Source organism: Brevundimonas sp. (genome assembly GCF_035998205.1).
In the GTDB taxonomy this organism is placed as follows: Bacteria; Pseudomonadota; Alphaproteobacteria; order Caulobacterales; family Caulobacteraceae; genus Brevundimonas.
Genome location: NZ_DASYHT010000004.1, coordinates 458892 through 478995 on the forward strand (window position 1 = coordinate 458892; position 20104 = coordinate 478995).

The 20104-nt window shown below is 70.7% G+C and carries 21 protein-coding genes and 1 tRNA gene; 11 read left to right on the top strand and 11 right to left on the bottom strand.

Annotated features, from left to right (window positions below; translation table 11 throughout):
* Nucleotides 1-30: 30 nt before the first annotated feature.
* The 4 genes from yaaA to VGN74_RS04950 are packed head-to-tail and all read right to left on the bottom strand — an operon-like array spanning nt 31 to nt 2905.
* Complete coding sequence (yaaA, locus tag VGN74_RS04935; RefSeq protein WP_327446248.1) at nt 31-804, bottom strand: peroxide stress protein YaaA; 774 nt, start codon at nt 802-804, stop codon at nt 31-33.
* A gap of 54 nt (nt 805-858) precedes the next feature.
* Nucleotides 859-2265, bottom strand: a complete 1407-nt coding sequence (locus VGN74_RS04940) for an FAD-binding oxidoreductase (RefSeq protein WP_327446249.1) — start codon at nt 2263-2265, stop codon at nt 859-861.
* Nucleotides 2262-2642: a type II toxin-antitoxin system VapC family toxin gene (locus VGN74_RS04945; RefSeq protein WP_327446250.1), complete on the bottom strand. Its 381-nt coding sequence runs from the start codon at nt 2640-2642 to the stop codon at nt 2262-2264. Before VGN74_RS04945 ends, VGN74_RS04940 begins: the two co-directional genes overlap by 4 nt.
* Nucleotides 2639-2905 carry a type II toxin-antitoxin system prevent-host-death family antitoxin gene (locus VGN74_RS04950; RefSeq protein WP_327446251.1) on the bottom strand — a complete coding sequence of 89 codons (267 nt, stop codon included), beginning with the start codon at nt 2903-2905 and terminating at the stop codon, nt 2639-2641. Before VGN74_RS04950 ends, VGN74_RS04945 begins: the two co-directional genes overlap by 4 nt.
* A 47-nt stretch (nt 2906-2952) precedes the next feature.
* Here VGN74_RS04950 and VGN74_RS04955 point away from each other — a divergent pair, with 47 nt between their 5' ends.
* The 3 genes from VGN74_RS04955 (at nt 2953) to VGN74_RS04965 (ending at nt 4915) form a co-directional block, all read left to right on the top strand.
* Nucleotides 2953-3366, top strand: a complete 414-nt coding sequence (locus VGN74_RS04955) for an NUDIX hydrolase (RefSeq protein ID WP_327446252.1) — start codon at nt 2953-2955, stop codon at nt 3364-3366.
* A 108-nt stretch (nt 3367-3474) separates the two neighbouring features.
* The gene (locus VGN74_RS04960; protein WP_327446680.1) at nt 3475-4449 is read left to right on the top strand and encodes an SPFH domain-containing protein; all 975 of its coding nucleotides are present in this window, start codon (nt 3475-3477) and stop codon (nt 4447-4449) included.
* 7 nt (nt 4450-4456) lie between these two features.
* Nucleotides 4457-4915, top strand: a complete 459-nt coding sequence (locus VGN74_RS04965; protein WP_327446253.1) for an NfeD family protein — start codon at nt 4457-4459, stop codon at nt 4913-4915.
* On the opposite strand, the gene rnhA is transcribed toward VGN74_RS04965, so the two are convergent.
* Complete coding sequence (gene rnhA / locus VGN74_RS04970) at nt 4912-5361, bottom strand: ribonuclease HI (protein WP_298275002.1); 450 nt, start codon at nt 5359-5361, stop codon at nt 4912-4914. The two genes, VGN74_RS04965 and rnhA, sit on opposite strands and share 4 nt — an antisense overlap.
* Nucleotides 5362-5468: 107 nt before the next feature.
* Between rnhA and VGN74_RS04975 the strand changes: the two genes are divergently transcribed.
* From VGN74_RS04975 to VGN74_RS04990, 4 genes are all read left to right on the top strand, one after another.
* A complete protein-coding gene (locus tag VGN74_RS04975; RefSeq protein ID WP_327446254.1) occupies nt 5469-5681 on the top strand; it encodes a twin-arginine translocase TatA/TatE family subunit in 213 nt (70 codons plus the stop codon).
* Nucleotides 5682-5707: 26 nt separating this feature from the next.
* Nucleotides 5708-6262 carry a Sec-independent protein translocase protein TatB gene (tatB, locus tag VGN74_RS04980; RefSeq protein ID WP_327446255.1) on the top strand — a complete coding sequence of 185 codons (555 nt, stop codon included), beginning with the start codon at nt 5708-5710 and terminating at the stop codon, nt 6260-6262.
* A complete protein-coding gene (gene tatC / locus VGN74_RS04985; RefSeq protein ID WP_327446256.1) occupies nt 6259-7149 on the top strand; it encodes a twin-arginine translocase subunit TatC in 891 nt (296 codons plus the stop codon). The genes tatB and tatC overlap by 4 nt, the downstream gene beginning before the upstream one ends.
* Before the next feature lie 95 nt (nt 7150-7244).
* Nucleotides 7245-7823: a hypothetical protein gene (locus tag VGN74_RS04990; protein WP_327446257.1), complete on the top strand. Its 579-nt coding sequence runs from the start codon at nt 7245-7247 to the stop codon at nt 7821-7823.
* Nucleotides 7824-7968: 145 nt separating this feature from the next.
* On the opposite strand, the gene glnA is transcribed toward VGN74_RS04990, so the two are convergent.
* Nucleotides 7969-9378 (bottom strand): type I glutamate--ammonia ligase, encoded by a 1410-nt coding sequence (glnA, locus tag VGN74_RS04995; protein ID WP_327446258.1) that lies wholly within the window; start codon nt 9376-9378, stop codon nt 7969-7971.
* A 73-nt stretch (nt 9379-9451) separates the two neighbouring features.
* Nucleotides 9452-9790 (bottom strand): P-II family nitrogen regulator, encoded by a 339-nt coding sequence (locus VGN74_RS05000; RefSeq protein WP_175359614.1) that lies wholly within the window; start codon nt 9788-9790, stop codon nt 9452-9454.
* 120 nt (nt 9791-9910) lie between these two features.
* Between VGN74_RS05000 and VGN74_RS05005 the strand changes: the two genes are divergently transcribed.
* Both VGN74_RS05005 and VGN74_RS05010 read left to right on the top strand, forming a co-directional pair.
* Nucleotides 9911-10762 (top strand): NAD(P)H-hydrate dehydratase, encoded by an 852-nt coding sequence (locus VGN74_RS05005; protein WP_327446259.1) that lies wholly within the window; start codon nt 9911-9913, stop codon nt 10760-10762.
* Between the two features lie 12 nt (nt 10763-10774).
* A tRNA-Leu gene (locus VGN74_RS05010) sits at nt 10775-10859 on the top strand.
* 203 nt (nt 10860-11062) lie between these two features.
* Here VGN74_RS05010 and VGN74_RS05015 read toward each other — a convergent pair.
* A complete protein-coding gene (locus tag VGN74_RS05015) occupies nt 11063-12724 on the bottom strand; it encodes an amino acid permease (protein WP_327446260.1) in 1662 nt (553 codons plus the stop codon).
* Between the two features lie 288 nt (nt 12725-13012).
* Here VGN74_RS05015 and VGN74_RS05020 point away from each other — a divergent pair, with 288 nt between their 5' ends.
* Together VGN74_RS05020 and hrpB are read left to right on the top strand one after the other, a co-directional pair.
* On the top strand, nt 13013-14425 hold the full coding sequence (locus tag VGN74_RS05020; protein ID WP_327446261.1) for a sodium-dependent transporter: 1413 nt from the start codon (nt 13013-13015) through the stop codon (nt 14423-14425).
* A gap of 70 nt (nt 14426-14495) precedes the next feature.
* Nucleotides 14496-16922 carry an ATP-dependent helicase HrpB gene (gene hrpB / locus VGN74_RS05025; RefSeq protein WP_327446262.1) on the top strand — a complete coding sequence of 809 codons (2427 nt, stop codon included), beginning with the start codon at nt 14496-14498 and terminating at the stop codon, nt 16920-16922.
* Here hrpB and VGN74_RS05030 read toward each other — a convergent pair.
* From VGN74_RS05030 to VGN74_RS05040, 3 genes are read right to left on the bottom strand one after another with little or no spacing between them, the layout of a single operon-like run.
* On the bottom strand, nt 16919-17728 hold the full coding sequence (locus VGN74_RS05030) for a TrmH family RNA methyltransferase (RefSeq protein ID WP_414643525.1): 810 nt from the start codon (nt 17726-17728) through the stop codon (nt 16919-16921). The two genes, hrpB and VGN74_RS05030, sit on opposite strands and share 4 nt — an antisense overlap.
* Entirely contained in the window at nt 17725-18612 is an 888-nt protein-coding gene (locus VGN74_RS05035) for a class I SAM-dependent methyltransferase (RefSeq protein WP_327446263.1), read from the bottom strand. The genes VGN74_RS05030 and VGN74_RS05035 overlap by 4 nt, the downstream gene beginning before the upstream one ends.
* Entirely contained in the window at nt 18521-20041 is a 1521-nt protein-coding gene (locus VGN74_RS05040) for a glycosyltransferase family 2 protein (RefSeq protein ID WP_327446264.1), read from the bottom strand. Before VGN74_RS05040 ends, VGN74_RS05035 begins: the two co-directional genes overlap by 92 nt.
* Between the last annotated feature and the right edge of the window lie 63 nt (nt 20042-20104).

Below are 20104 nucleotides of genomic sequence, written 5' to 3' on the forward strand. Positions count from 1 at the left end.
GGCTGATCATGCCGCTGGCCACCGTCGGGCTCAAGTATTTCCCGACCTGATGAATATCCAGTCGGTCTCGGTCGAGGCGGCGGCGTCGAAGCGGTAGCCGTCGCGGTCGAAGGCCTTGAGATCGGCTGCGCGTTCGATCCGCTGGTCGATGATGAACCGCGCCATGGCCCCGCGGGCCTTCTTGGCGAAGAAGGAGATGATGCGGCTTTCGCCGTCCTTCGCCTCGCGGAACTGCGGCGTCACCACCGGCAGCTTCAGCGCCCTGGCGTCGACGGCGCCGAAATACTCCTGGCTGGCCAGGTTCACGAGCGTCGGGTCGACGTGCCCCTCGGCGTCCGCGTTGAGTTGCGCCGAGATGCGGTCGCCCCAGAAGTCATAGAGGCTGGCCCCGCGCCTGGTCTTCAGCCGGGTGCCCATCTCAAGGCGATAGGGCTGGATCACGTCGAGCGGTCGCAGCAGGCCGTACAGGCCCGACAGGATGCGCAGCCGGTCCTGGGCCCAGTCCAGCGCGGCCGTATCCAGATCGCGCGCCCTCAGCCCCTCATAGACATCGCCGGCGAAGGCCAGCACCGCCGGGGTGGTCCCGGCCGCCACGTCCGGGTCGAAGGCCTGGAAGCGCTCGCGGTTCAGGTCCGCCAGCTTCTCGGAGATCGACATCAGCCGGCGCAGGTCGGCGCGACTCAGCTTGCGCGTCGTCTCGGACAGGCTCGCCACGTCCGCGGCGAAGCGGGGCGTGGTGCGCGGCAGCTCGACCGCGGGCGGGTCGAAGTCGAGGCGCTTGGCGGGGGACAGGACGATCAGCATGGCGCGGGAGATAGCGTCTCCCCCCGCCGATGCAAACGCGGCCTAACCGCCGCCCTAGAACAGCACTGCCGGGTTCATGATGCGCTGGGGGTCCAGCGCGGCGCGGATGGCCTGCATGGCGGCGATCTCCACCGGCGTCTTGTAGCGCCGGGCCTCGTCGGTCTTGAGCCGGCCAAGGCCGTGCTCGGCCGAGATCGAGCCGTCGTAGGTGGCCACCACGTCGTGGACCACGCGCGAGCCCTCCATCCACTGGCCGAGGAAGGCCTGCAGGTCGCCGCCGGGCGGGCACAGGATGTCGTAGTGCATGTTGCCGTCGCCGACGTGGCCGAAGGCCGAGACCCGGGCCCCGGGCGCGAATCGCTCGACCGCGGCGGTGGCCTCGTCGAGGAAGTCGGCGATGCGGCTGACGGGCACCGAGACGTCATGCTTCCAGCCGCCGCCCTCGGGCTTCTGGGCCGCCGACTGCTCCTCGCGCACCTTCCAGAAGTCGGCGCGTTGGGCGGCGTTCTGGGCGATGGCGGCGTCGATGATCAGCCCGGCCTCGAAGGCGTCGGACAGCAACCGCTCCAGCGCCGCCTCGGCCGCGCCCGGCTCGCCCGAGACCAGCTCGATCAGCACATACCAGGGCGGGGCGCTGTCCAGTGGCTCGCGGGTGTCGGGGATGTGGCGCAGCACGAACTCCATGCCGAGGCGCTTCATCAGCTCGAAGGCCTCGACCCCGCCGCCGGTCTCGGCCTTGGCCCGGGCCAGCAGCTCGATGGCGGCGTGGGGCGTCTCCAGTCCGACCATGGCGGTGGCGCGCGAGCGCATCACCGGGAACAGCTTCAGGCTGGCGGCGGTGACGATGCCCAGCGTGCCCTCGGCGCCGATCAGCAGCTGCTTCAGGTCGTAGCCGGTGTTGTCCTTCCGCAGCCGCTTGAGGCCGCGGAAGATCTCGCCGTTGGGCAGGACCGCCTCCAGCCCCAACACCAGGTCGCGCATCATGCCGTAGCGCAGCACGGCGGTGCCGCCGGCATTGGTGGAGACGACCCCGCCGATGGTGGCGGTGCCCTCGGCGGCGAGGCTGAGCGGGAACAGCCGGTCGGCGGTGGCGGCGGCCTGCTGCGCCTCCAGCAGGGTCACGCCGGCCTCGACCACCATGGCGTCGTCCAGCGGGGTCACATCGCGGACGGCCCGCATCCGCCGTGTCGAGATCAGCACCTCGCCGTGCGGGATCTGCCCGCCGACCAGGCCGGTGTTGCCGCCCTGGGGCGTCAGGGCCAGGCCCAGCTCGCCGCACAGGCGCACCATCTGCGCCGTCTCCTCCGTCGAGCGCGGCAGGAGCAGCAGCGGGGTCTCGCCGGTCCAGCGGTTGCGCCACTCCTTCAGCGAGGGGGCGATCTCGAACGGGTCGCGGGTCCAGCTGCCCGGGGGCAGGGCGGCGGCGAGGGTGTCGACGGCGGCGGGGGAGGGCGCGGTCACCACATAATCTCCGATCCGAATTTCTTCAGCGTAGCGTCAGCAGACACCAGCACGAGGCCCTCTACCATCGCCTGTGCAACGATCAGCCTGTCCCACGGGTCTTTATGGTCTCGATCCAGCCGGGCGGCGCTGGCCGCATGGCGCGGGTCGATCGGCAGCCATTCTGCGGGCAGGGCCTCGGCGGCAGGCAGCAGATCGACCGGCAACCGTCTCAGAAACGCATCGCGATCGCGCTTGTACTCGATCTCGTAGACGGAAACGGCGCTGAGGAAGACGTCGTTGTCCGGATTCCGGATCGCCTCGGCGACCGCCGCCGGCAGCCTCGAGACCTGGCCCATGGCCCAGACGAAGACGTGCGTGTCGAGAAGGAGCCTCACGGCTCGTCAGGGAAGATGCGGCTGGCCTCGACCGCCCGCTCCAGTTCCGGGTCCGGGTCGAAGAACACGCTGTCAGGGATGTCGAGATTCAGATGTTCCCATACGCCCAGTCTCCGGGGAGCCTTCCGCTGCGGCTCGATAGGCGTGATCCTGACGGCCGGCTTGCCGTTCCGCGCGATCAGGACCTCCTCGCCCGCCTCCGCGCGGGCGACGAGTTCGGACAGATGCGCCTTGGCTTCAGCAATGTTCATCGTCGTCGACATGCAGGAAATGTAGCATGTGGGGTTCAGATGGACCAACTGGTGTGACCATGTCGAACCTGACGCCCGTCCCCGCCGTTGGTGTCGTCTGTCTGCGGGGCGACGAGGTGCTGCTGATCCGTCGCGGGCGGCCGCCGCGGGTCGGGGAGTGGAGCCTGCCGGGGGGGCGGATCGAGCCGGGGGAGACGGTGCGCGCCGCCGCCCTGCGCGAGCTGCGCGAGGAAACCGGGGTCGAGGCCGAGCTGCTGGGGCTCATCGACGTGGTCGACGGCCTGTTTCCCGAGGCTGGCCGGCACTACGTCCTGATCGATTTCGCGGCGCGCTGGCGGGCGGGCGAGCCCGTGGCCGGCGACGACGCGGCGGCGGCGGCGTTCCATCCCCTGTCAACGATTGATGAGCTGATCGCCTGGGACGAGACCCGGCGGGTCATCCGCGCCGCGGTGAAGATGACGACGAGTTCATGAGGCCGCGTCCGGTTTTGCTGGCGAGCGGGGGCGTCACGCCCTAGCTTTCTCCCAGATAGGGAGATGCAGATGGATTTCTTCAGCCTGTTCGCGATCGCACTGGTCGTCATGGCCTTCATCCTGCTGTTCAGCGTGGTGAAGATCGTGCCCCAGGGCCGCGAGTTCACGGTCGAGCGCTTCGGCAAGTACACCAAGACCCTCAATCCGGGCATCCACATGCTGACGCCCTTCGTCGAGCGCGTTGGTCGCCGCATGAACATGATGGAGCAGGTGCTCGACGTTCCGACCCAGGAGGTCATCACCAAGGACAACGCCATGGTGAAGGTCGACGGCATCGTCTTCATCCAGGTGATGGACGCCGCCAAGGCCGCCTATCGCGTCGATGATCTGCCCTACGCCATCTCGCAGCTGTGCATGACCAACCTGCGGACGGTGGTCGGCTCGATGGAGCTCGACGAGGTGCTGAGCCAGCGCGACAGCATCAACACCCGCCTGCTGCACGTCATCGACTCGGCGACCGAGCCGTGGGGCGTCAAGGTCAACCGCATCGAGATCAAGGACCTGACCCCGCCCGTCGACATCACCAACGCCATGGCGCGCCAGATGAAGGCCGAGCGCGAACGCCGCGCGGTCATCACCGAGGCCGACGGCGAGAAGCAGGCCGCCATCGCCCGCGCCGAGGGGGCCAAGCAGTCGGCCATCCTCGAGGCCGAGGGCCGCAAGGAAGCCGCCTTCCGCGACGCGGAGGCCCGCGAGCGCGAGGCCGAGGCCGAGGCCCGCGCCACCGCCATGGTGTCGGAGGCGATCGCCCGCGGCGACGTCAATGCGATCAACTACTTCGTCGCCCAGAAGTATGTGGAGGCCTTCGCCGAACTGGCGCGCAGCCCGCAGCAGAAGACGGTCATCGTGCCGTCGGAGATGGGGGCCCTGGTCGGCTCGATCGCCGGGATCGGCGAGCTGGTCGGGCTCGCCCGCGCCCAGCAGGACACGCCCCGGCCCGCCAGCCCGCCGCCGTCGGCCTCGCCTGCGGCGGCGCCCGTCGCCCCGCGCCGTCCCCGCGGCGGCGTGCCCCTGACGGAGTGACCTGACCATGCAGACGCTCGCCGACATCTATGCCGCCCAGCCGTTCTGGATCTGGCTGGCGGTCGCCGTGACCCTGCTGGCGGTCGAGGCGGCCTTCACCACCGAATGGCTGCTCTGGCCGGCCGCCGCCGCCGGTGTGGTGGCGCTGCTGACGGCGCTGGGCCTCGACTATGGCCCGGCGTTCGAGGTGGCGGTCTTCTCGATCGTGACGGTCGTCCTGACCCTGTTCGCCCGGCGTTTCGTGCAGAAGGTGAACCCGGCGGCCGAGCCGGACATCAACGCCCGCGACGTCCGCTTCGTCGGCCAGCAGGCGCGGGTGGTCGAGCCTTTCGTCAACGGCCAGGGCCGGGTCTTCATCTCGGGCGCCGAGTGGCAGGCGGAGATCGCCGCCGGCGAGCCGCCGGTCGGGGCTTTCGTCACCGTGACGGCGGCCGAGGGCTCGGTGCTCAAGGTCGCGGCCGGCTAGGCCAGGTCCTCGATCCCGCGGTTAGCCAGGGCGTCGGCCCGTTCGTTGAGGACGTGGCCGGCGTGGCCCTTGACCCAGTGCCACTTCACCTCGTGGCGGGCGCGGGCGGCGTCGAGCCGCCGCCACAGGTCCTCGTTCTTGACCGGCTTCTTGTCCGCCGTCTGCCAGCCGCGCGCCTTCCAGCCGCGGATCCACTCGGTGATGCCCTGCATCACGTATTTGCTGTCGGTGTGCAGGTCGACGCGGCAGGGCCGGTTCAGTGTCTCCAGCGCCTGGATCGCCGCCATCAGCTCCATGCGGTTGTTGGTGGTCAGCGGCTCGCCGCCCCACAGTTCCTTCTCCCGCCCGGCCCCCGCCTGCAGGATCGCGCCCCAGCCGCCGGGGCCGGGGTTGCCCTTGCAGGCGCCGTCGGTGTGGATGATCACGTGGGTCAGGCCGGGACTCATGGCGCGTTGACTACAGGGCCGCTTGGCGTCGCGCCACCGAAGCGCCTATATGCCTTGAGACAGTCACCCGCGGGACATCCGGTCCCGCCTCCTCCGAGACGAGTTCCATGCAGCCCGGCATCTGGCAAATTCTCATCATCGCCGTCCTCGCCCTTCTGCTGTTCGGCGGGCGCGGCAAGATCTCGGGCCTCATGGGCGACGCCGCCAAGGGCATCCGCGCCTTCCGCGACGGCCTGAAGGGCGACGAGGACAAGGGCGAACAGACCCGCGCCGGCGCCCTGCCGCGCACCGAGTCGGAAAAAGAAGACCTCAAGTCCTGAATCGCCTGCGCGTCGGAGATTGACGAATGGGCGGTCTCGGGCCCGGCATCGGCGGGCTGGAAATCCTCGTCATCGCCCTTCTGGCGCTCATCGTGGTGGGCCCGAAGGACCTGCCCGGGATGCTGAACAAGGTCGGCCGCGCCATGGCGAAGGCGAGGGCCATGGCCAGTGAGTTCCGCGCCAGCTTTGACGAGATGGCGCGTCAGTCCGAGCTGGACGAGCTGCGCAAGGAAGTCGAGGCCCTGCGAAGGGGGCAGGGGATGGTGCCCCTCGGCGCCGAGGCCGAAGCCGCCTTCCGCGACATCCAGACCGATCTCAACCAGCCGCTGACCCCGGCGCCGGCGCCTTTGCCGGCGCCCTCCGCCCCCGAGGCGCTGCCGGCGCCCGAACCGGCGTCTGGATCGGCGCCTGAATCGGCGATAGGCGCCACGCCGGCCACGCCCGCGGACAGCGCCCCGGCCGCGGTCCCCGCGAAGCCCCGTGCGCCGCGCAAGGCCCCGGCCGCCGCCGATGGCGCGCCGGCCGCCGTGCGCAAGCCGCGCCGCAAGGCGGCCCCTGCCACGCCCGGAGCTGACGCGTGAGCGCTACAGATCGCGACGAGGCCGAGATCGAGGCGTCGCGCGCGCCCCTGATGGACCATCTGGTCGAGCTGCGCGGGCGGCTGATCGTCTGCGTCGTCGCCTTTGTGGTCGGCTTCATCGGCTGCTTCATCTTCGCCGACCCGATCTACGCCTTCCTGGTGCGACCGTTCGCCGTGGCCGCGGTGTTCCACGAGGCGGCCGGGCCGGATGGCGGGGTTTCGCCGCTCGATCTGATCCTCGGCACCGCCGGCCTGCTGCGCCTGCCGCCCTCGGAGGGCGAGACGGTCAATCTGATCTTCACGGCGCCGCTCGAGTTCCTCATCACCAAGATGAAGCTGGCGGCCTTCGGCGCTGTGATCGTGGCCTTTCCGGTGCTGGCGTACCAGTTGTGGCGGTTCGTGGCGCCGGGCCTGTACCGCAACGAGCGCGGGGCCTTCCTGCCGTTCCTGATCGCGGCGCCGACCCTGTTCACCATCGGCGCGGCGATGGTCTATTTCGTCATGCTGCCGTTCGTCATGCTGTTCTCGCTGGACCAGCAGATCACCGGCGGCGGCATCTCGGCGGAGCTGCTGCCCAAGGTGTCGGACTATCTGAACCTGGTGATGGCGCTGGTCCTGGCCTTCGGCCTCTGCTTCCAGCTGCCGGTGGTGATGACCCTGCTGGGCCTCGCCGGCATCATCTCGTCCCGGGCCCTGGCCTCGGGGCGCAAGTTCGCCATCGTCGCCATCGCCGTAGTCGCCGCCTTCGTCACTCCGCCGGACCCGATCAGCCAGATCATGCTGGGGATCCCGCTGGTGCTGCTCTACGAGGTGTCGATCTGGTGCGTCCGCCTGATCGAGCTGCGGCGCAAGCGCGAGGACGAGGCGGCCGGACTGGCCTCCGCCTGACGGGCCGGGGAGGTCGGCTCCCGACCCGTTGCAGACGTTCGGCCGCTCTGTGATGGTCGCGCTGCGGATTGTCCGTCGATGGAACGGAGCTCAACGTGACGTGGAAGGTTCTCGGCCTGCTTCTGGCGCTCATCACCTCGCCGCAGCAAGGTTCCGCACAGACCCCGCCGAACCCGTGCGGCCTGTCCAGTCTCGAGGCTTGTCGCACCACCAACGCCCTCGTCTCGGATGCCGGGTTCCAGGCTGTGTTGGGACTGTTCCTGGGTGATCGTCAGGCCGCTCATCTGTGGGAGCGCCGACCGGTTCGCGACCAGGTGAGGGCTGTGCTGGGCGGCCCGCCGGAGGCGCCGACCCTCGTCGGAGGTCTTTATCGGTTCACGGCCTGCCGACTTCATTCCTGTTCCGAAAAGGGGGCTGTGGTTCTTACGCCGACCGGAGACATCATCGCGGCGGCCGTGCTGCATTCGACGTGCGCTACGACCCCCGAAACCCCTCGCTGCGCTGATAAGATGCGGCTCGCTGTATACCTGCATCCCGCCGCTGATCGCCCGCTCATTGTTGGTGATCTGGCGCATTGGGCCGAAGACGCCGTTGCGCGGCTATACACACCTGCCGGTCTCTCGCAGACCACGCTGGAGGGCGTCGACATCTTCACGGTGGGCGATAGTGATTGAGGCCAGGTGACACGGGCGCCAGTGACAGTTGACCACCCATTGCTGACTGCCCCCCTGCAGCTCGGCGATTGACGGCCAACCGCCCAGCAAAAAAGCCCCGGACGGCGGACCGTCCGGGGCTTCTGTTCGATGCCGATCTGACCGATCAGCAGCTGTAGTACATGTCGAACTCGACCGGGTGCGGGTGCAGCTGCAGCCGCGCCACCTCTTCCATCTTCAGCTCGATGTAGCTGTCGATGAAGTCGTCATCCATGACGCCGCCCTTCTTGAGGAAGGCGCGGTCCTTGTCGAGGTTCTCCAGGGCCTCGCGCAGCGAGCCGCAGACCTCGGGGATCGAGCCGCGCTCTTCCGGCGGCAGGTCGTAGAGGTTCTTGTCGGCGGCCGCGCCCGGGTCGATGCGGTTCTCGATGCCGTCGAGGCCGGCCATCAGCAGGGCGACGAAGGTCAGGTAGGGGTTGCCCATCGGGTCCGGGAAGCGGGCCTCGATGCGCTTGGCCTTCGGGCTGTGCACCCACGGAATCCGGATCGAGGCCGAGCGGTTGCGGGCCGAATAGGCCAGCTTCACCGGCGCCTCGTAGCCCGGCACCAGGCGCTTGTAGCTGTTGGTGGTCGAGTTGGAGAAGGCGTTGATGGCCTTGGCGTGCTTGATGATGCCGCCGATGTACCAGAGGCACATGTCCGACAGGCCGGCGTACTTGTCGCCGGCGAACAGCGGCTTGCCGTCCTTCCAGATCGACTGGTGCACGTGCATGCCCGAGCCGTTGTCGGCGAACATCGGCTTGGCCATGAAGGTCGCCGACTTGCCGTAGGCCGCGGCGACGTTGTGGATCACGTACTTGTAGAGCTGCAGACGGTCGGCCATCGTCAGCAGGTCCGAGAACTTCAGGCCCAGCTCATGCTGCGCCGGCGCCACCTCGTGGTGGTGCTTCTCGGGGTCGAGGCCGAGGTCCTTCATCACCGCCAGCATTTCGCCGCGCAGGTCCTGGCAGGAGTCGACCGGGTTGACCGGGAAGTAGCCGCCCTTCGGTCCCGGGCGGTGGCCCATGTTGCCCTCGGTGTACTCGGCGCCGGTGTTGGCCGGCAGCTCGGTCGAGTCATAGGCGTAGAAGGTGTTGTGCGGCTGGGTCGACCAGCGCACGTCGTCGAAGATGAAGAACTCGGCCTCGGGGCCGAAGAACACCTGGTCGCCCACGCCCGAGGCCTGGACATAGGCCAGGGCCTTCTTGGCCATCGAGCGGCTGTCGCGATTGTAGGGCTCGCCCGTGTCCGGGTTCAGCACGTCGCAGAACAGGAACAGGGTGGTCTGCTGGTAGAAGGGGTCGATGTAGGCCGTCTTCAGGTCCGGCTTGAGCAGCATGTCGGACTCGTTGATGGCCTTCCAGCCGGCGATCGACGAGCCGTCGAACATCGTCCCCTCGTTGAGGAAGTCGTCGTCGACGAGGTCGATGTCGAAGGTCACGTGCTGCAGCTTGCCACGCGTGTCGGTGAACCGGAGGTCGACGTATTTGACGTCCTTCTCCTTGATCTCCTTGAGGATCTTGTCAGCGGAGCTCATTCTCGGGTCCTGTTCGTTTGGGGGAGGCTACGAAAAACGGCCGTCCCCCGGAGAGGACGGCCGGAACTGAAGGTCAGACGGCCTGGGCGCCGGTTTCGCCGGTGCGGATACGGATCACGTCATCCACGGTCGACACGAAGATCTTGCCGTCGCCGATCTTGCCGGTGCGGGCGGCGGTCTGGATCGCCTCGACCACCGCAGGTGCGAGATCGTCGGGAACCACGACCTCGAGTTTGATCTTTGGCAGGAAGTCGATCACGTACTCGGCGCCGCGGTAGAGCTCCGAGTGGCCCTTCTGCCGGCCATAGCCCTTGGCTTCCAGGACCGTCATGCCTTGCACGCCGATATCCTGCAGCGCCTCCTTCACCTCATCGAGTTTGAAGGGTTTGATGACGGCTTCGATCTTCTTCATGGCGCCCCGATCCCCTGCGCCCGCGGCGCGTCTCCGGCTCGGGAAGCAAAGGGACATTGCATTGCAGCATAACGCAAGAGGCTTTTGTAAATTCGCCATGATCGTGGACGGACAGACGCTGTGACCCAACCGCTCGCCCCGTCGCCAATCGACCTCGACGCCCTGTCGCTGCCGCGGCCCGGAGCCGACACGCACAAGCACAGCCGCGGGCGTCTGGGGGTGGTGTCCGGCGGTCCCCTGCGCACCGGGGCCGCGCGTCTGGCGGCCCGGGCAGGGCTGCGCATGGGGGCCGGGCTGGTCAAGGTGCTGTGCCCGCCGGACGCCGCCCCGGTCCTGGCGCCGGCGCTGGAAGCGGTGATGCTCGACGTGTTTCACGACCCGCTCGATCTGGAGCGTCTGGCGGAGCCGATGGACGCGGTGGTGATCGGTCCGGCGGCCGGCGTCGACGAGGCGACCGTGCTCAACATGGCGGCGCTGGAGCGCACAGGCGCCGCGCTGGTGCTGGACGCCGATGCCCTGACGGTCTTCGCCGGGCGGGCCGAGCAGCTGGCGCAGGGGCTTGACCGGGATGACGTGATCACCCCGCACGCCGGGGAGTTTGAACGGCTGTTTCCCGGGCTGCTGGCGCGTTCGGGGCGCGAGGGCGCCGCGGTCGAGGCCGCCGCGGCGCTGGGCTGCGTCGTCGTGCTCAAGGGCGACCGCTCGCTCATCGCCGCGCCGGACGGACGGCTGCGGATCGAGGCGGGCGGCGCCGCCTGGCTGGCCACAGCGGGGACCGGCGATGTGCTGGCCGGGATGATCGGCGGGCTGCTGGCCCAGTCGATGGACAGTTTCGACGCCGCCAGCGCTGCAGTCGCCCTGCACGCCGAGGCGGCGCGCCGCTTCGGGCCGGGGCTGATCGCCGAGGACCTGCCGGGCCTGCTGCCGCCGCTGCTGGCGGAACGACTGGACGCCCCCGGGGCAACGCCCTAGAGCGATGCGGACGCGGATGTGGCGGAACTGGTAGACGCACTGGATTTAGGTTCCAGCGCCGCAAGGCGTGGAGGTTCGAGTCCTCTCATCCGCACCACTTTCTTGGGGCGCTATCGCTCGCCGCGCGGCGGCTCGCTGCTTGAGCGCGTGGGGCGCTATCGCTCGCGCCGCGGGCGCTCGCTGTTTCAGCGCGGTTTTGGGGCGCTGCCGCTCGCCGCGCGGCGGCTTGCTGTTTGAGCGCGGAAAGAAAAAGGCCCGGGGGCGACTCCGGGCCTTTCGCCTGACCGGGACGGACCCGTCTCAGTCTTCCTTGATGTTGTCGACCTTCCCGCCGAGGGCATCGGCCGGGGAGGCCAGGGCCGTGTCGTCGGTGATGTCGATGCCCTTGGCCAGCTTGGAGTGCCAGTAGCCATAGGCCGCATAGATCAGCGCCCCGACGGCCGCGTAGATCGCCAGGATCGTCAGCGGCAGCGGATTGTCGTCCATCGCGTGCTGGATCATCGGCCAGAAGTTCAGCCCCGCGAGGCCGAGGCAGGCGAGGATGCCGGCGACGGCGGTGGCGATGCCGCCGGGCACGCGGAACGGACGCTCCATCTCCGGATGGCGGATGCGCAGCATGATCACCGAGAAGCAGACGATGGCGAAGGCGCAGGCCGTTCCCAGCGACACCAGATCGCCGAGGATGGAGATCGGCAGGAAAGACGCCGCGGTGGCGATGAGCACGCCCAGCAGGATGGTCCCGACCCACGGCGTGCGGAACTTCGGGTGCACCACCGAGAAGGCCTTCGGCAGCAGGCCGTCGCGCGCCATGGTGTAGAAGATGCGGGTCTGGCCATAGACCAGCACCAGCATCACCGACGACAGGCCGGTGATGGCGCCCACCTTGATCATGAAGCTGATCAGGTTCAGCTGCCCGCCCTCGGCCGAGGCCAGCGGGATGTCGGCCCAGGTCAGGGCCATGCGGTCGATGGCGACGGCGATCGGGGCCGGCGAGGCCAGCTCGAGGTAGGGCACCACGCCGGTCATGACGGCGGCGACCGCCATGTAGATCAGGGTGCAGACGAACAGGGCGCCGAGGATGCCGACCGGCACGTCCTTGGACGGATTCTTGGCCTCGGCCGCGGCGGTCGAGACCGCCTCGAAGCCAACGTAGGCGAAGAAGATGATCGCGGCTCCGCGGAAGATGCCGCCGACGCCGAACTGGTCCCAGCTGTCGCCCTGGGGCGGAATCAGCGGCGTCCAGTTGGCCGGATCGATATAGGCGATGCCGACGCCGATGAAGGTCAGCAGCACGACGATCTTCAGCACCACGATGGCGTTGTTGATGTTCGCCGATTCCGACACTCCCAGCACCAGCAGGCTGCAGACCGCGGCGATGCCGAGGGCGGCGACGAGGTTGAAGGTGCCGGTCAGCGGGAAGCTGGCCCCGGCCGCGCCCTGGACGTACTGGACCAGCGGCGTGGCCCAGCTGGGTCCCTCGCCCCCGGCGAACTGTATCGTCGGGAACAGGCTCTGGCTGATGCCGAAATCCGACAGGATCGACACCACATAGCCGGACCAGCCGACCGCCACCGTGGCGGCGGCGACGCCGTACTCCAGCACCAGCAGCCAGCCCATGACCCAGGCGAAGACCTCGCCCATGGTGCCGTAGGCGTAGGTGTAGGCCGACCCGGAGACCGGCATGGTCGAGGCCAGCTCGGCGTAGCACAGGCCGGCGAGGGCGCAGGCGATGCCCGCCAGCACGAACGAGAACATGATGGCCGGACCGGCGTGCGCCGAAGCCACCTGGCCCGTGAGCACGAAAATGCCGGCGCCGATGATGGCGCCGATGCCCAGACTCATCAGGTTCAGCGGCCCGAGGGTCCGCTTCAGCTCGCTTTTCGCGGCTTCTTTCTGGATCTGAGCGATCGACTTCCTGAGGAACAGACGGTTCCCCTTAGGCCCGAGGCCTTCTGCGGACATGAAATTTACACCCCGTGCGCGCGCCGGCACCATGCCGGTACGCGTTCCGGCGCGGACGCTAGCGATGTGGACAGATTGTCGCAATCCGGTTCATCGCGCTGGCACGCGGGCGCGGCCTCCGCGAGGGTGCGCGGCCTTGAAAAGAGCGTGGGCGCGTCGCCCGCCACGGGTGCGTGCTGGCGCTCGCGGCGCCGGCCCGTCTAGGTTCAGGGACAGGCGATCGTCGGCGTCAGACCGGCGGCGCACCATTCAGACAGGGAGAGTGATTTGGCCGGACCCGCAGGATCCATGGAACAGGCTCGATGGTCATCGAAGGCCGCCTTCGTACTGGCGGCGACAGGTTCGGCCGTCGGGCTCGGCAACCTGTGGCGCTTTCCGACCGAGGCCGGCAGCAACGGCGGCGGCGCCTTCGTCCTCGTCTATGTTCTCTGCGTGGCGCTGATCGCCCTGCCGCTGCTGCTGTCTGAAACCCTGATCGGCCGCCACGGCCAGCGCTCCACCGTGGCGAGCGCCGCCTATCTGGCGCGTCAGTCGGGCGCCAGCCCGGCCTGGAGCCTGATGGCCGTGCTGGGCCTGATCGCCAACACCGCGATCCTGACCTTCTACTGCGTCGTCGCCGGCTGGGTGGTCTACTTCATCGGCACGAGCGGCGCGGACCTGCTGGCCGCCCTCAGCGCCGGCGCGCCCCTGCGCGGCGCCTACGCGGACCAGTCGGTGCCGCAGATCCAGCAGATGATGCCGACGCTGTTCGCGGACCCGGTCCTGCTCATCGCCATGCAGCTGTCCGTGGTGGTCGTGACGGTGCTGATCGTCGCGCGCGGCGTGAAGGGCGGGATCGAGGCGGCGGCGATCTGGCTGATGCCCGCCTTCTTCATCCTGCTGGTCGGGATCACGATCTACGCGGGCATCACGGGCGACTTTGCGGCCGCGGTCGCCTTCCTGTTCACCCCGGACTTCGAGCGGGCTCTGCAGCCCGGCGTCATCAGCGCCGCCCTGGGGCAGGCCTTCTTCTCGCTCAGCCTCGGCGGCGGGGCCATGATCGCCTACGGCGCCTATGCCTCGCGCGACATGAACCTGGCCCGCACCTCCGGCACCATCGCGGTGGCCGACACCAGCGTGGCCCTGATCGCCGGCCTGGCCATCTTCCCGATCGTGTTCAGCGTCGGCATGACCCCGGATGCGGGCCCGACCCTGATGTTCCAGACCCTGCCGGCGGCGTTCCACGCCATGCCGGGCGGGGCCATCGTCGGCTTCCTGTTCTTCGTGCTGGCCCTGTTCGCCGCCCTGACCTCGTCGGTCTCCCTGCTGGAGATCTCGGTCGGCTGGGTGACCGAGAAGTTCGGGCTGAGCCGCGTCCGGGCGTCGGTGATTCTGGGCGTGCTGGTCTTCCTCGGCGGCCTGGTGTCGGCCCTGTCGTTCAACCTGCTGGCGGACCAGCGGCCGCTGGCCGGGGTGCCCGGCTTCGAGGACGCCAACTGGTTCGACGCCGTCGACGGAGTCACCGGCCGTCTGCTGCTGCCGCTGTCGGGCCTGATCACCGCCATCTTCATCGGCTGGGTGGCGGACCGGAAGCTGGTTGACGCCGAGACGGGCCTGACCGGGGCGAAGCTGGCCCTGTGGCGCTTCCTCGTCGCCTGGCTGTGCCCGCTCGGCGTGGCGGCGATCCTCGTCATCGGTCTGTTTCCCGGCCTGCTGGGCTGAGCCGGGTCTGACGCCAGCCTGACTGCGGGGCGCGCGTGACAATCGCGCGCCCTTGCGGCAGGTGCGGCCCATGCGCCTGCCGATCCATGATGTCCTCGAGCCGCTGACGGCCGCCCTCGCGGCCGGCAATACGGCGGTGCTCGCGGCGCCCCCCGGCGCCGGCAAGACCACGGTCGTGCCGCTGGCCCTGCTGGACGCCCCCTGGCGTGGTGACGGCCGGATCCTGCTGCTGGAGCCGCGGCGGCTGGCGGCGCGGGCGGCGGCCGAACGGATGGCGTCGACGCTCGGCGAGGCCCCCGGCGGCCGGGTCGGCTATCGCACCCGTCTGCAGAGCCGCATCGGTCCCGACACCCGCATCGAGGTCATCACCGAGGGCGTCTTCACCCGCATGATCCTCGACGACCCCGCGCTCGAGGGGGTCGCGGCGGTGCTGTTCGACGAGTTCCACGAGCGCAGCCTCGACGCCGACCTCGGGCTGGCGCTGGCGCGGGAAACCCAGCAGGCGCTGCGCGAGGACCTGCGGCTGATGGTCATGTCGGCCACCCTCGACGTGGAGGCGGTGGCCCGGCTGCTGGACCGGCCGCCGGTGATCGCCGCCGAGGGGCGGATGTTTCCGGTCGAGACGCGCTATCTCGGCCGCGACCCGGCCGAGCGGCTGGAGGTCGCCGTGGTCCGCGCCATCCAGACGGCGCTGGCGGCCGACGTCGGCTCGTTGCTCGTCTTCCTGCCGGGGCAGGGGGAAATTCACCGCGTCGCCCGCCTGCTGGGCGAGCGGCTGCGCGATCCTGCGGTGGACGTCGCGCCGCTCTATGGGGCGCTCGACAAGGCCGAGCAGGACCGGGCGCTGGAGCCGGCGCCGGCCGGCCGACGCAAGGTGGTGCTGGCCAGCTCGGTGGCCGAGACCAGTCTGACCATCCAGGGCGTGCGGGTGGTGATCGACAGCGGCCTGTCGCGCGTGCCCCGCTTCGAGCCGGCCAGCGGCCTGACGCGGCTGGCCACGGTGCGGGTCAGCCGCTCCTCGGCCGAGCAGCGGCGCGGCCGCGCCGGGCGGACCGAGCCGGGGGTCTGCTACCGGCTGTGGGACGAGGAACAGACCCGCGGGCTTGTCGGTCATCAGCCGCCGGAGATGGTCGAGAGCGACCTGACCGGGCTGGCGCTCGATCTGGCGCGCTGGGGCGCCGCCTCGGCGGAGGGGCTGGCGCTGCTCGACCCGCCGCCGCGCGGGGCCTTCGCCGAGGCGCGGTCGGTCCTGACCCGGCTGGGGGCGCTGGACGGGGAGGGGCGGCTGACCGCGCACGGCCGGAAGCTGGCGCAGATGCCGCTGGGGCCGCGGCTCGGACATCTGGTGCTCACGGCCGCCGAGGCCGGCGATGCCTTGACCGGGGCGCGCCTCGCCGCCCTGCTCAGCGAGCCGGGGCTGGGCGGGACCGCGACCGATGTGTCGGAACGGCTGGCGGCGCTTGAGCGCGACCGCTCGCCGCGCGCCCGGGACGCCCTGAAGCTGGCCGAGCGCTGGGCCCGGCTGGCCGGCGGCGGTTCGGGCGGCTCGGCTGATCCCGGGGCCCTGATCGCCGCCGCCTTCCCCGAGCGGGTGGCGCGGGCGCGCGGCAAGCCGGGCGAGGTGCTTCTGGCCTCGGGGCGCGGGGCCTTCCTTGATCCGACGGACCTGCTGGCGCGTTCGTCCTGGCTGGCGGTTGCCGAGCTTTCGGGCGGCGACACCGGCGATCGCATCCGGCTGGCGGCGCCGCTGGACCCGGCGGTCCTGACGGACCGGGCGGAGGTCGAGGACCGGCTGGTCAGAACCCCCGGCGGGCGACTGGAGCTGCGCCGGCAGCGCCGCGTTGGCGCCCTCGTGCTGGAGGAGACGGTGGTCGGGCCTCCTGACCGGGCCCAGGTGACCGCGGCGCTCCGCGGCGAGGTCGAGCGCGACGGCCTGAAGGGGCTGCGCTGGGGCGAGCGCGCGGCGGGGTTACGGGCGCGGCTAACCTTCCTCGCCAGCCTGGACGAGGGCTGGCCGGACGTCTCCGACGCCGGCCTGCTGGAAGCGCGTGAGGTCTGGCTCTGGCCGCTGCTGGAGTCAGTGCAGGCGCTCGATGCGATCGGCGACGCGGCGCTGGAGCAGGGTCTGCGCGCGCTTGTGCCCTGGGACCGGGTTCGCGACCTCGACCGGCTGGCCCCGGCCCGGCTGGAGACGCCGCTGGGCTCGGCGGCGATCGACTACGCCGCCGAGGGCGGGCCGCGGGTCGATATCCGCGTGCAGGAGCTGTTCGGCGTGACCACGCATCCGACGGTGGGAGGCGGGCGGACGCCCCTGACCCTCGCCCTGCTGTCGCCGGCGCGCCGGCCGATCCAGCTGACCAAGGATTTGCCGGGCTTCTGGCGCGGCTCGTGGAAGGAGGTGCGGGCCGAGATGCGCGGACGCTATCCGCGCCACCCCTGGCCCGAGAACCCCGCCGAGGCCGAGGCCACCAGCCGGGCCAAGCCGCGCGGGACCTAAAGGCCCTCGGTCGCGGCGTAGACCATGATGCCGGTGGCGACGGCGAGGTTCAGGCTGTCGGCCCGGCCGCGCATCGGAATCTTGACGTTGACGTCGCAGGCGGCGGCCAGCCGGTCGGTCAGCCCGGCCTGCTCGTTGCCCATCAGGATCAGGGCCGGGCGGTTGAGCGCGGCGGCGCGGTGATCGACCGTCGCGTCCAGCCGGGTGCCGATCACCGACCCCGGCCAGCCGGCGCGCCAGGCGAGGAAGTCGTCCACGCTGGCCCGGCTGATCGACACGGCGAACACCGAGCCCATGGTGGCGCGCACGGCTTCCACGGAAAACGGGTCGACGCAGTCGCCGATCAGGATCACCCCGCCGCAGCCGGCGGCGTCGGCGGTGCGGATGATGGTGCCGAGATTGCCGGGGTCGCGGACCTGCTCCAGCGCCACCCAGCAGGGGGCCGAGGTCGGGTCGAGCGCGTCCAGAGGCGTGAAGGCCTGGTCGAACACGCCGAGCACCGTCTGCGGATTGTCGCGCCGGCTGATCTTCTCGAGGATCGCGTGGGTGACGATCACCACTTCGCCGCCGGCGGCGCGGGTCTCGGCCCGGGCCCGGTCGAGCAGCGGGTGCGGCCGGGCGTCCTGGCCCACCAGCAGCAGCCGGGGGGCGCGGCCCTGATCCAGCGCCTCGCCGATGAACTTCAGCCCCTCGGCGAGGAAGCGGCCCGTGGCCTCGCGTTCCTTGCGCATGTGCAGGGCGCGCACGGCCTTGACCGTGTCGTTGGTGAGGGAGGTGATCAGACGATCCGGCACAGCGGCGCTCACGCCGACCACCGGGCGAAGAAGCTGAGACCCAGCGCGCGGGGATCGGGGCCGTCCTCCTCCAGCGCCAGCTCGCCCCAGTCGATCCGGCCGCCCCGCGCGGGCATGGCCCCGGCCATCAGGTGGGCCAGCGACAGACCGGAAATGCGGGCGGCATAGGCGTTGAGCAGCAGGAAGTCGGCGTCTTCGGCCAGCAGGGCGGCGCAGTCCGCCAGCAGGCCGGGCAGGTCCTCGAACAGGCGCCACACCTCGCCGGTCGGGCCGCGGCCGTACTTGGGCGGGTCCAGCACGACGCCGTGGTAGCGGCTGCCGCGCCGCACCTCGCGCGCCACATACTTGCGGGCGTCCTCGACGATCCAGCGGATTGGCCGGTCAGCCAGTCCCGACAGGTCGGCGTTCTCGCGGGCCCAGCCGACCGACTTCTTCGAGGCGTCGACATGGGTCACCTCGGCCCCGGCGGCGGCGAGGGCAAGGCTGGCCACGCCGGTGTAGCCGAACAGGTTCAGCACCTTCAGGCCTGGCCGGCGCGCGACGCGTTCGCTCATCCAGGCCCAGTTGGCCGCCTGCTCCGGGAAGAAGGCGAGGTGGCGGAAGGGCGTGAACCGGCCGGTGAAGCGTGTCGGGCCCCAGCGCAGCGGAAAGGTGTCCAGCGCCCCGCGGGCGAAGCGCCAGCGGCCGGCCTCGTCCTCGTCGGTCGGGTCGAACACGGCGTCGGCGTTGTCGAAGGCTGCCGGGTCGCGCGGGGCCCAGAAGCACTGCGGCTCCGGTCGCACGACCGTGTACCGCCCGTACCGCTCAAGCTTGCGCCCGCCGCCGCTGTCGAGCAGCGCGTAGTCCTCCCACGGACGAGTGGTGAGCAGGGACGGGGCGGAGGCGAGCTGGGGCATTGGCTCCGCGTAGCGCCGGGGCAGGGGCCTCGTCCAGTGGCGTGACCCCGGCGTGCACCGCCACGTCGGCCAGACCGTGCGGGGTCTTGTCCCAGGCGAAGGGCTGGCGCACCAGCCGGACGACCGCATGCGCCATGGCCAGGCTCTGCAGCGCCCAGTAGCCCGGCGCGGTGAGCATCAGCTTCCAGCCATAGGGTCGACCCGCCCGACGACAGCCGACGGCGCAGGCCAGCCAGGCGCTGATGACCCCCGCCGCCACAGTCACGAAGCCGCCGACCGGGGCCAGCGGCGGCAGGCCGGTGACGGCCCAGAGCGCCAGCAGCCAGACCGTCCAGGCGGCGGTCACCGCATAGAGCGCCGCCGCCAGCAGGGTCTGGACGAGGGTGAAGGTCAGGGCGAGCAGCCCGCGCCACCCGAGCGCCAGAGGGTGGCGCAGCTGGACCCCGAGTGTCTGCATGTAGCCCTTCAGCCAGCGCGTCCGCTGCGGCACCCAGGCGGCGACATCGGCGGGCGGCGGCTCGTAGGTCGGCCGGGTGAGGACGCCGAGGCGATAGCCCTTGCGCCACAGGCGAAAGCCGAGATCGGCGTCTTCGGTGACGTTCCAGGCGTCCCAGCCGCCGGCGCGGCGCAAGGCCTCGACCCGGAAGTGGTTGCTGGTGCCCCCCAGCGGGAACGGCCAGCCGAGCCGCGCCAGGGCCGGCAGCAGGATCTCGAACAGGGCGGCGTACTCGGCGGCGAACTGGCCGTGCACGAAGGTCTCCCGGGCGCCGCCCGGGGTGCGGATGCGCAAGGGGGCCTGGAGGCAGGCGAGGGCGGGGTCGGCGGCGGCGAAGCGGGCCGCGGCCTCGCGCAGCTGGCCGGGATCAGGGGCGTCCTCGGCGTCGTAGACGGTGATCAGCGCGCCGGTCGCCCAGCCGAGGGCGACATTCAGGGCGCGCGGCTTGGTGCGCGGCTCGCCCGGCGGCGCGACCCTGACTTCGATCCAGTCCGGTCGCGGGGCGGCGAAGGCGGCGGCCACCGTCTCGGGATCATCCGGTTCGACGAGGATCAGCCCCTGCAGCCGGTCGCGCGGATAGTCGAGCGCGTCGAGCCGCCCGATCAGGCCGGCCACCACCTCCGCCTCCCCGCGCAGCGGGGCCACGACCGTATAGGCCGGCCAGCGCGCGGGCGCCGGGCAGACCGGGGCGGGGACGAGCGACAGCAGGCAGGCGGCGGCGCGGAAGACCGCCATCCAGCAGAACAGGACCCAGCCGCTCCAGACGATGATCGATGCGGTCAGGGCGGGCGCCGCGATTGCGCTCGAGAGCAGCAGGGCGGCGACGCTGGCGACGGTGACAGCCTGGCCCTGGGTCAGGCCCCGGCGGCGGGCGCTGTCCCTGAGCGGCAGGTCCAGGCCCGCCGACGTTTGCCCGTGTCCGTTGCTGGCCATGGCCCGGTTCAACCCCTGATCGCGTATAACGGCGTTATCCCGGGGCGGCAAGTTGGCGCAGCC